Origin of the sequence: Brevundimonas sp. BAL450, assembly GCF_015767455.1 — a bacterium.
Taxonomy (GTDB): Bacteria; Pseudomonadota; Alphaproteobacteria; order Caulobacterales; family Caulobacteraceae; genus Brevundimonas; species Brevundimonas abyssalis.
The window spans coordinates 20,157-29,481 of sequence record NZ_JADWOW010000046.1 but is presented as its reverse complement, the minus strand read 5'-3'; the positions used below and the strand labels follow the sequence as shown (position 1 = coordinate 29,481).

The following is a 9,325-nucleotide window of genomic DNA, read 5'->3' as shown; positions in this document are numbered from 1 at the left end:
GCGCGGGCTGGGCGGGGGGATCGGAAGCGCCGTAGCTGGTGGGCACGACCGGCTTGTTCAGGTCGTCGCTGATCTGGCGGAAGGTGGCTTCGGTCTCGGCGCCCAGGGGCTTGGCCATCTGGCCGGTGCGCAGGGCTTCGACCTCCTTGCGGAGCTCGTCCAGCTCGGACTGGCGCGCCATCTCGTCAAAGCTGGCGCGGAAATCGGCGGCCATGCTGCGCGCCTTGCCCATGAACTGACCCACCCGCCGCATGAGAAGCGGCAAGTCCTTCGGTCCCACCACGAGCAGCGCGATGATGCCGATCACCAGAAGTTCGGTGGCGCCGATGCCGGGGCCCAGACCGCCCATGAATCAAGCCTTCTCCGCGAACGCGGTCAGCGCGGAGCTTCGTCTTTTTCGGCCTCGGTGCGCGGCAGGGCGCCGGCCGGGGTCTCGTTCGACTTCTTGTCATCGTCGCCGCCGGACAGACCGTCCTTGAAGGCGCGGATGCCCTTGGCGGCGTCGCCCATCAGGCCGGACAGTTTGCCACGGCCGCCGAAGAGCAGCAGCACGATGACCGCGATGATGATTATCTGCCAGATGCCGGGCTGCATGAGGTCTCGTCTCTGAATCCGAAAGCGGCGGCGGTATGCCGACGCGAACTACAGGCGACCATATAGGGCATCGGCCGGGGGCAAGCCAAGAAATCCATCGCACGGTCGCGGCATATTATCCCGGTTCGGATCGCACCGACCGGCGAGGCGTGCGTTAAATGGCCTGAGACAAGCGGACAACGGGGGCCTCAATGCATGCGGATTTCGTGATTGTCGGCGGCGGCGCCGGCGGGCTGTTGCTGGCGGCGCAACTGGGCCGCAGGCTGGGGCGGCGGCAGGGGCCGCGCCGGGTGCTGCTGATCGACCGGACTCCGCTTCACATCTGGAAACCCAGCCTGCACGAGATCGCGGCGGGCACGCTTGATGCGCACCAGGAGGGGTTGTCCTACCCGATGCTGGCGCGCCGCAATCATTTCAAATTCAGCCTGGGCGACATGGCGGCCCTGGATCCGGACGCGAAACGCCTGACCCTGACGGACATGCGCGACGAGGATGGGCGGGTGATCGTGCCGGAGCGGGTCGTCGGGTTCGAGCGGCTGGTGCTGGCCACCGGCAGCGGATCGAACCTGTTCGGCACGCCCGGGGCCGCCGAGCACGCCCGGATGCTGGAGGACACCGACGACGCCCGGGAATTCCAGAAGCGCCTGACCACCGCCTTCATGGCCACGGCTTTTTCCGATGAGCGCGTGCTGAGGATCGCCATCGTCGGGGCGGGCGCGACGGGGGTGGAGCTGGCCGCCGAACTGCTGGAGGCCCATGACGCGTTTCAGGAGGCCCTGGCCCACGACCAGCAGTTCCGGCTGGAGGTCACGATCGTCGAAATGGCGCCGCGCATCCTGGGCGGCCTGCCCGAGCGGGTGGCTGATCAGGCGTCCGCCGCACTGGCCCAGAAGGGCGTGCGGGTCATGACCGAGGCGAAGGTGGAGCGGGTGCGCGCCGACGGGCTGGACACGTCGCAGGGCCCGGTTCCGGCGGACCTGGTCGTCTGGGCCGCGGGGGTGAAGGCGGACGAACGGAACACGGCCTTTGGCCTGAAGACGGGCAAGCTGAACCAGTTCGTCACCGACGACCGCCTGCGCACCTCGGCGCCGGGGATTTGGGCCATGGGCGACTGCGCCGAGACGCCGGGCGCGAACGGCCGCCCCCTGCCCGCCCGAGCCCAGGCCGCGGCCCAGCAGGCGGACTACCTGACAGACGCCCTGCTGGCGGATGCTCAGGGCCGGGTGGGCGGGAGGAGCTTCGTCTATCGCGACCGGGGGTCGCTGGTGGCCCTGGGGGACGACGAGGCGGCGGGGTCGTTGATGGGCGGGCTGCTGGGCGACCGGTTCTTCATCGAGGGGCTGACGGCGCGCTGGGCCTATATGTCCCTGCACCTGGACCATCACCGGCGCATTCTGGGGCCGGTGCGGACGGCGGTGCTGGCGCTGGCCCGGCTGGTGCACAACCGCATCTCGGGCCGGCTCAAGCTGCACTGAGCCTCAGTACAGCAGGAAGGGGCGCCGTTCCTCGGTCCACGCAGCCTCGTCCGGCGTGGTCAGCGCGTCCAGATCGGCGGGCGTGGCGGCGGGGTCATCGACCCATTCGCGTAAGGAAGGACCGCCGTTGATGACGTCAACAGGCAGCTTTCCGAAGGCGTACTCATAGGGGAAGTCCCGCCACAGGTCATAGTCAGGCCAGAGGCGGCGGATGGCCTTGAAACCGAGGGCCTGGACCCGCCACGGGCGGAAGGCGGCGTGGTCGTAGTGCGGGCCGTCCACGTGGATCTGGACCCCGCTGCACAGCTTGCCGACATGCTTGTGGAAGGTGGGCTCGAACCACATGTCGCGCAACACGCAGCCGCCCAGCCAGTCGGGGGCCAGGGCCTGCATCTCGGCGATCACGGCGCGGGCGTCGATGTCGGGGGCGCCGAACAGCTCGAGCGGACGCGTGGTGCCCCGGCCTTCGGACAGGGTCGCGCCCTCCAGCATGACGGTGCCCGCATAGGCCCGGGCCATGGAGAGGTTCGGCGCATTGGGGCTGGGGTTCACCCAGGCGCGCTCCAGCAGCGGCCAGCCGCACCCCGGAGCCTGATCCGGCGACCAGTTTTCCATTGTGATGACATGATAATCCACGTCGATCCTGAAGTGATGGATGAACCACTGGCCCAGCTCGCCCATGGTCAGGCCGTGGCGCATGGGGATGGGGCCGGCGCCCACGAAGCTCTCCCAGCCGGGACGAAGCGTCAGCCCTTCCACCGGCCGCCCGGCCGGATTGGGGCGGTCCAGAACCCACACGGACTTGCCATGTTTCTGCGCAGCTTCAAGCACATAGAGTAATGTGGTGACGTAGGTGTAGATGCGGCAACCCAGATCCTGAAGGTCGATCAGGATGACGTCGAAGGTCTCCATCCATTCGTCCTTGGGACGACGGACCTCGCCATAGAGGCTGAACACCGGAACGCCGTGGACCGGGTCGCGGTAGTCCGGGCTCTCCATCATGTTGTCCTGGAGATCGCCCTTCATGCCGTGCTGCGGGCCGAACAGGGCCGTCAGCGTGATGTCGTCACAGGCCGCCAGGGCGTCCACCGCATGGGTCAGGTCCGCCGTCACCGAGGCCGGGTGCGCCAGCAGCGCCACGCGCCGCCCCTTCAGGTCGCGGCGCAGGTCGGGATCGGACAGCAGGCGGTCGAGGCCGAATTTCATGCGGAGGTCTCGGGCAAGATCAGGATGAATGAGTCGGGATGGTGAAAGTCGGGCTTTTCCGCCGGATGCGCCAGCGCCCAGTAGCTGGTCGCGCCGTCCAGGGTCTCGATCACCGCCGTCAGCCCGATCCGGCCGTCGGCGTCGGGCGGCAGAACGACATCAGCGGTGAGGACGACGGTCTCGGGCGTCTGGCGCGTCACGATGATCGGCGCGGGCTGCTCAAGCGGCGCCATGCCCTCGCGGTAGGCGTCGAAGCCATAGGCCGCCCAGGCGCCGGAGGGCGAAAGATTGTATTCCGCATAGCCCTCGCTACGGCCGGCGAACGCCTCGAAACAGGTGGTGCGCCACAGGCCGTCGGCCCGCGCCCGCCCCGAGGGCTCGGGCAGGCGCAGGGCGGCGATCAGACCGGTCACCCGGTATTCGAGGCTGAGGACGCCGCCCCTGCGGCGCACCTGGACCTGGACCTGCCGCCCTGCCGACGGCGTTGACGGGTGCGGGACCAGCGCGACTGTGATTTCAGACTCCGGGCCGGAAAAAACAGGGTCTGAATAGTCCGAATAGTCTGAAATGATCCCCTCCCCCGGTTCGGCGGTCCCTGTCTCAGATGGGGGGCGCACGCTCCAGCCGCCCAATTTAACATGCCCTGAAACAGGGGGGTGAAAACTCATTACCTTCAAAGATGCGGGCGCGTCGTGCTACAGGCCCTGCTCCCCTATGCTCAAGCCGCTTCGAACATGACCGATCACGCCTTCAAGTCCGATTTTCTCACGACGCTGTCCGAGCGCGGCTATATCCACCAGATCACCCATCCGGTCGAACTGGATGCGGCGGCGGCGTCGGGCGTGGTCACCGGCTACATCGGATTCGACGCGACGGCGCCGTCGCTGCACGTGGGATCGCTGATCCAGATCATGATGCTGCGTCGACTGCAGCAGGCGGGGCACCGGCCTGTAGTGGTCATGGGCGGCGGCACCACCAAGGTGGGCGACCCCACCGGCAAGGACGCCTCGCGCCCCCAGCTGACCGACGCTGACATCGCCGCCAATATCGCCAGCATCCGCACGGTGTTCGAGAAATTCCTGACCTTCGGCGACGGTCCGACCGACGCGGTCATGATCGACAACGACGAGTGGCTGTCGAAGTTCGGCTATGTGGAATTCCTGCGCGAGTACGGCACGCAGTTCACCATCAACCGGATGCTGGCCTTCGACTCGGTCAAGCTGCGGCTGGAACGGGAACAGCCGATGACCTTCCTCGAGTTCAACTACATGCTGATGCAGTCGGTGGACTTCCTGGAGCTGAACCGCCGCCTGAACGTGACGCTGCAGATGGGCGGATCGGATCAGTGGGGCAACATCACCTCCGGCGTCGATCTGGTGCGCCGGATGGATCAGAAGTCGGCCTTCGGCCTGACCACCCCGCTGCTCACCACGGCGTCCGGCGGCAAGATGGGCAAGACCGCCCAGGGCGCAGTATGGCTGAACGCCGAGCAATTGAGCCCCTATGACTACTGGCAGTTCTGGCGGAACGTGGACGACGCCGACGTGGGCCGGTTCCTGCGTCTGTTCACCGACATGCCGCTGGATGAGATCGCGCGGCTCGAGGCCCTGGAGGGCGCCGGGATCAATGAGGGGAAGAAGGCCCTGGCCGACGCCGCGACGACGATGCTGCACGGGGCTGACGAAGCGCTGAAAGCACGCACGACATCAGAAGAGGCATTCGAGAAGGGTCACGCGACAACCGATCTGCCGACCCGGGAGTTCATCTGGGCCGGGACACCGGAGGAACAGGAACGGCATGGCGGTCCCTTCCAGAAGCGACAGGCGGAAGCCCTTCTCAAGGCTTCCGAGCTGTCACCTTCGACTGGACAGGCTCGGAAGAAAATTCAGAATGAGGGCGTCTGGATCAATGACAATCTCATCAAGGATCCGGGCCAGTTGTTCGGTCTCGACGATGTGGATACCGATGTTGGGGCATTCAAGGTGAAGCTTGGCAAGCGTGGCCAGATCGTGCTCGTGAAACCCATCTAAATTCCGCTCATCCCCGCGCACGCGGGGACCCAGATCGGAGCAGGCTGGATCGTGGCCTTCTACACCTACACCCTGGCCAGCCGCAGAAACGGCACACTCTACACCGGCTCGACCGACGATCTCATCGCTCGCGTCAGCCAACACAAGGCGAAGACATTCCAAGGGTTCACGGCACAGTATGGCGTGGATCAGCTGGTCTGGTTCGAGGTTCATGACTCCCGAGACGGCGCTTTCCGTCGTGAGCGGCAAATCAAGAAATGGAAGCGGCGCTGGAAGGTGCAGATGATAGAAGAGAACAATCCCGACTGGCGTGACCTGTATGATGAGGTGCGCCTCGGCGATCTCAAGGATGCGTCGGACTGGGTCCCCGCGTGCGCGGGGATGAGCGGAGTAAAAAATGACGGATAACCTCGAAGGCTCGGAAGCCCCCGCATTCGACATGGCCACGGACAACGGCGGCCAGGTGAGCCTGGACGGGCTGAAGGGTCAGTGGGTGGCGCTGTATTTCTATCCCAAGGCGGACACGCCCGGCTGCACCAACGAGAGCAAGGATTTCTCGGCGCTGAAGACGGCGTTCGGACGCGTCAACGCCGTGGTGGTGGGGGTGTCCAAGGACCCGGTGAAGAAGCTGGACCGGTTCAAGGACAAGCACGAGCTGAACGTCACCCTGGCGTCCGACGACGGCGGCGACGTGTGCGAGCGCTACGGCGTGTGGGGCGAGAAGATGCTGTACGGCCGCAAGTTCATGGGCATCGAACGGGCGACCTTCCTGATCGATCCCGAGGGGAAGGTGCGGCGGGTCTGGCGCAAGGTGAAGGTGCCCGGCCACGCCCAAGCGGTGCTGGACGCGGTTAAGGGGGCTTAGGCGCCGCCCTTTATACGGTCGTCATGGTCAGCGTTCATAATGGCTGGAATAGCGACGATACCCCAGTCCAGATTCGCTGAAATACACGCAGCAGGCGAAGTTAACCGTCGTCAGCATCGTATGCGGCGAAATCCGGACGGGCCTCGTCGTTCTTTGCGTGAACTCCCTTGCACGAGCGTGACTGTTCACGGATAACGACGGCCTGCGTTGGGGGACGTTAACCGATGATTAGAACCTTCGCTTCTCAGCTCTCGGATCTGATCGAGCGAATCTTTCCGGAACGGCATCTCTATCTGAGGTGCAACGGTGAGACCCGCGGCTATGTGCTGACCACCGGGCGGCAGATGCTGGCGGCCGGCGCTGCGACGGTTCTGGGCGGCTGGATGGTGATCTCAAGCGGCGGCTTCATGCTGGGCGCCCTGGCCGAAAGCCGGGCCGAGGCGGAAATCGCCCGCACCCGCGCCGCCTCCGAACGGGTCAATGCCGATCTGCAGGCGCGACTGGAAAGCGCCGTCATGCGCATGTCGGCGACCACCGGCTCGCTGGAGGAAACCGCCCAGATGGTCGAGCGGCGCCACGCCGCCCTGACCCAGGTGATGGGCATGTTCAACGGCATCCCCGGCTCGGAAGAGGTTCTGGCCCCCGCCCGTCCGCTGGACCCCGACACCAACTCTCCCATTCGCCGCATCGCCGCCGTGCAGGCGGATCAGGAACGCCTGATCGCCCGCGCCGAATCCTTCGCCGACAATCGCGCCGAGCGCCTGCGTCTGGCCTTCCGGCTGGCGGGACTGAACCCCTCGGCCTACGCCGGAGCAGGCACGGCCCTGGGCGGACCGCTGGTGGAGGCGCGGGATCCGCGCGCCCTGGCCGCCGTGCTGGACGTGGACGAGGCCTTCGCCATGCGCATCCGCAGCGCCGCTCACAATCTGTCCGACATGCGGAGCCTGGCCGACGCCGCCGAGCGGCTGCCGTTCGACCGTCCGGTGGGCGCGGCGCGCACCACCTCGGGCTTCGGCGTCCGCTTTGATCCCTTCAACGGCCGTCCCGCCCTGCATCAGGGCCAGGACTTCGCCGCGCCGCGCAACACGCCGATCCTGGCCACGGCGCCGGGCGTCGTCTCCTTCGCGGGCGTGCGCGGCGGCTATGGCCGCACGGTCGAGATCGACCATGGCGGCGGGTTCAAGACCCGCTTCGCCCACCTCCACACCATCGCCGTCCAGCCGGGCCAGCGCGTCGCCGTCGGCCACCGGATCGGCGGCATGGGCACCACCGGGCGCTCCACGGGCGTGCATCTGCATTACGAAGTGTGGATGAACGGCCGACCCCAGAATCCCGCCCGCTTCATGAGAGCCGGAGAACAAATTGTTCAACAAAACTAAGCCTGCCGCCAAGCCCCTCCGGTCGGAAGAGCCGATCCCGCCCCTGCCCGACCTGCCGTCGCCCAGCCAGGCCAAGCGCCCGGCGGCCTCGGCGGCGCCCCAACAAGCGGCCTCGATGCCGTCACAGGTTCCGACGGGCAAGGGCCTGTCCACCCTGTCGGCCGACCTGACCTTCGAGGGCAATGTCTCCGGCGCCGGCGACCTGCAGGTGGACGGCACGGTCAAGGGCGACCTGCGGGTCGGCCGCCTGATCGTCGGCGAGACCGGCGCGGTCGAGGGCAATGTCTCGGCGGATTACGTCGAGGTGCGCGGGCGCATCGTCGGCGGCGTGAACGGCAAGCAGATCAAGCTGCTGGGCACCGCCTATGTGGACGGCGACATCACCCATGAACAGCTGTCCATTGACGTGGGGGCCTATTTCCAGGGCCGCTGCATCCAGGGCCGCCGCGACGCCGCGCCTTCGGCCGGGCCGGCCCCGACCGCATCGACCTCGTCGACCGCCCCGGCTGCGGCGCCCAGCGCCACGCAGGCTTCGACGCCGGCCCCTTCGGGCGAAGACACCATCCAGCCGTTCCAGGCCAAGACCTCAGCCTGATCACGAGAGGGGCGGCCGATCAGTCCTCGGCCGCCTCGCCCCGCTTGTCGCCCACGCGCGCGGCCAGGGCGGCCCCCATGAAGGCGTCCAGATCGCCGTTCAGCACGCCGTCGGTGTCGGACGTCTCGACGTTGGTGCGCAGATCCTTGACCATCTGATAGGGCTGCAGGACGTAGCTGCGGATCTGGTGGCCCCAGCCGATGTCGGTCCTGGCGTCGGCCAGGGCCTGGGCCGCGGCTTCGCGCTTCTGAAGCTCCAGCTCGTACAGGCGCGCACGCAGCATCTTCCAGGCCTGCTCGCGGTTCTGGTGCTGTGAGCGCCCGGCCTGGCACGCCACCACGGTGTTGGTGGGGACGTGGGTCAGGCGGACGGCGGAATCCGTCTTGTTGATGTGCTGACCGCCCGCGCCGGAGGCCCGGTAGGTGTCCGTGCGCACGTCCGACGGATTGATGTCGATCTCGATGGTGTCATCCACCACCGGCGAGACGCCGATGGAGGCGAAGGAGGTGTGACGCTTGGCTGCTGAATCGAAGGGGCTGATGCGCACCAGACGGTGCACGCCGGACTCAGACTTCAGCCAGCCATAGGCGTTGGGGCCGGAGATCTGGATGGTGGCGGACTTGACGCCCGCCTGCTCGCCGTCGGTCTCTTCCTGGATCTCGACCTCGTAGCCGCGTGACTTGGCCCAGCGGCTGTACATGCGCAGCAGCATGCCGGCCCAGTCGTTGGACTCGGTGCCCCCGGCGCCGGAGTTGACCTCCAGATAGGCATCGTTGCCGTCTGCCTCACCGGACAGCAGGGCCTCCAGCTCGGCGCGGGCGGCGCGGTCCTTGATGGTCTTGAGGCTGGCGCGGGCGTCCTCGAGGGTGGCCTCGTCGCCTTCCTCGTCGGCCATTTCGGACAGCATGACGGCCTCTTCCAGACCGTTCTCCATCTCCCGCACGGCGTTGATCTGGGTCTCCAGCCGCGAGCGTTCACGGCTGAGGGCCTGGGCCTGGTCAGGGTTGTCCCACAGGGTGGGGTCTTCGACGCGAGCGTTCAGCTCGTCGAGTTTTCGGAGGGCAGGCTCCCAGTCAAAGACGCCTCCTGAGCAGAGCCAGGCTCTGCTCGATGTCGGCCTTGGCGGCCTCGACATCCGGTCTCATCGCATCACTCCCGAAGCGAAAACAGGTGCGCCGCCC

The 9,325-nt window shown here is 67.0% G+C and carries 11 protein-coding genes; 6 read left to right on the top strand and 5 right to left on the bottom strand.

Going from position 1 to position 9,325, the window contains the following annotated elements; genetic code table 11:
- Positions 1 to 340 (bottom strand): Sec-independent protein translocase protein TatB (tatB, locus tag IWC96_RS06460; protein WP_196838603.1); only part of this gene is annotated, 340 nt, incomplete at its 3' end.
- A gap of 35 nt (positions 341 to 375) precedes the next feature.
- Positions 376 to 594 carry a twin-arginine translocase TatA/TatE family subunit gene (gene tatA, locus IWC96_RS06455; RefSeq protein ID WP_021697133.1) on the bottom strand — a complete coding sequence of 73 codons (219 nt, stop codon included), beginning with the start codon at positions 592 to 594 and terminating at the stop codon, positions 376 to 378.
- Between the two features lie 191 nt (positions 595 to 785).
- On the opposite strand from tatA, the gene IWC96_RS06450 reads away from it, so the two are divergent.
- Positions 786 to 2,069 (top strand): NAD(P)/FAD-dependent oxidoreductase, encoded by a 1,284-nt coding sequence (locus IWC96_RS06450; protein ID WP_021697134.1) that lies wholly within the window; start codon positions 786 to 788, stop codon positions 2,067 to 2,069.
- Between the two features lie 3 nt (positions 2,070 to 2,072).
- Here IWC96_RS06450 and IWC96_RS06445 read toward each other — a convergent pair whose 3' ends face one another.
- Positions 2,073 to 3,275 carry an exo-beta-N-acetylmuramidase NamZ domain-containing protein gene (locus IWC96_RS06445; RefSeq protein ID WP_196838602.1) on the bottom strand — a complete coding sequence of 401 codons (1,203 nt, stop codon included), beginning with the start codon at positions 3,273 to 3,275 and terminating at the stop codon, positions 2,073 to 2,075.
- The gene (locus IWC96_RS06440) at positions 3,272 to 3,727 is read right to left on the bottom strand and encodes a DOMON-like domain-containing protein (protein ID WP_242397110.1); all 456 of its coding nucleotides are present in this window, start codon (positions 3,725 to 3,727) and stop codon (positions 3,272 to 3,274) included. The genes IWC96_RS06445 and IWC96_RS06440 overlap by 4 nt, the downstream gene beginning before the upstream one ends.
- A gap of 282 nt (positions 3,728 to 4,009) precedes the next feature.
- Here IWC96_RS06440 and tyrS point away from each other — a divergent pair, with 282 nt between their 5' ends.
- The 5 genes from tyrS (at position 4,010) to IWC96_RS06415 (ending at position 8,144) form a co-directional block, all read left to right on the top strand.
- Positions 4,010 to 5,305, top strand: coding sequence for a tyrosine--tRNA ligase (gene tyrS, locus IWC96_RS06435; protein ID WP_196838601.1), 1,296 nt, complete (start codon positions 4,010 to 4,012; stop codon positions 5,303 to 5,305).
- A 51-nt stretch (positions 5,306 to 5,356) separates the two neighbouring features.
- Entirely contained in the window at positions 5,357 to 5,713 is a 357-nt protein-coding gene (locus IWC96_RS06430; RefSeq protein ID WP_021697138.1) for a GIY-YIG nuclease family protein, read from the top strand.
- Positions 5,703 to 6,170, top strand: coding sequence for a thioredoxin-dependent thiol peroxidase (bcp, locus tag IWC96_RS06425; RefSeq protein ID WP_021697139.1), 468 nt, complete (start codon positions 5,703 to 5,705; stop codon positions 6,168 to 6,170). Before IWC96_RS06430 ends, bcp begins: the two co-directional genes overlap by 11 nt.
- 224 nt (positions 6,171 to 6,394) lie before the next feature.
- Positions 6,395 to 7,549: a peptidoglycan DD-metalloendopeptidase family protein gene (locus tag IWC96_RS06420; protein WP_021697140.1), complete on the top strand. Its 1,155-nt coding sequence runs from the start codon at positions 6,395 to 6,397 to the stop codon at positions 7,547 to 7,549.
- On the top strand, positions 7,533 to 8,144 hold the full coding sequence (locus tag IWC96_RS06415) for a polymer-forming cytoskeletal protein (RefSeq protein WP_021697141.1): 612 nt from the start codon (positions 7,533 to 7,535) through the stop codon (positions 8,142 to 8,144). The genes IWC96_RS06420 and IWC96_RS06415 overlap by 17 nt, the downstream gene beginning before the upstream one ends.
- 19 nt (positions 8,145 to 8,163) lie before the next feature.
- Here the strand turns inward: IWC96_RS06415 and prfB are convergent.
- A protein-coding gene (gene prfB, locus IWC96_RS06410) for a peptide chain release factor 2 (RefSeq protein ID WP_148291455.1) occupies positions 8,164 to 9,289 on the bottom strand; the annotation gives its coding sequence in 2 pieces (ribosomal slippage) (positions 8,164 to 9,219 and positions 9,221 to 9,289; 1,125 coding nt in all).
- Positions 9,290 to 9,325: the final 36 nt, after the last annotated feature.

Excerpts from the sequence above, each read along its gene's own strand:
- tatA (WP_021697133.1), bottom strand. The coding sequence starts at position 594 with ATGCAGCCCGGCATCTGGCAGATAATCATCATCGCGGTCATCGTGCTG.
- IWC96_RS06450 (WP_021697134.1), top strand. The coding sequence starts at position 786 with ATGCATGCGGATTTCGTGATTGTCGGCGGCGGCGCCGGCGGGCTGTTG.
- IWC96_RS06445 (WP_196838602.1), bottom strand. The coding sequence starts at position 3,275 with ATGAAATTCGGCCTCGACCGCCTGCTGTCCGATCCCGACCTGCGCCGC.
- tyrS (WP_196838601.1), top strand. The coding sequence starts at position 4,010 with ATGACCGATCACGCCTTCAAGTCCGATTTTCTCACGACGCTGTCCGAG.
- bcp (WP_021697139.1), top strand. The coding sequence starts at position 5,703 with ATGACGGATAACCTCGAAGGCTCGGAAGCCCCCGCATTCGACATGGCC.
- IWC96_RS06420 (WP_021697140.1), top strand. The coding sequence starts at position 6,395 with ATGATTAGAACCTTCGCTTCTCAGCTCTCGGATCTGATCGAGCGAATC.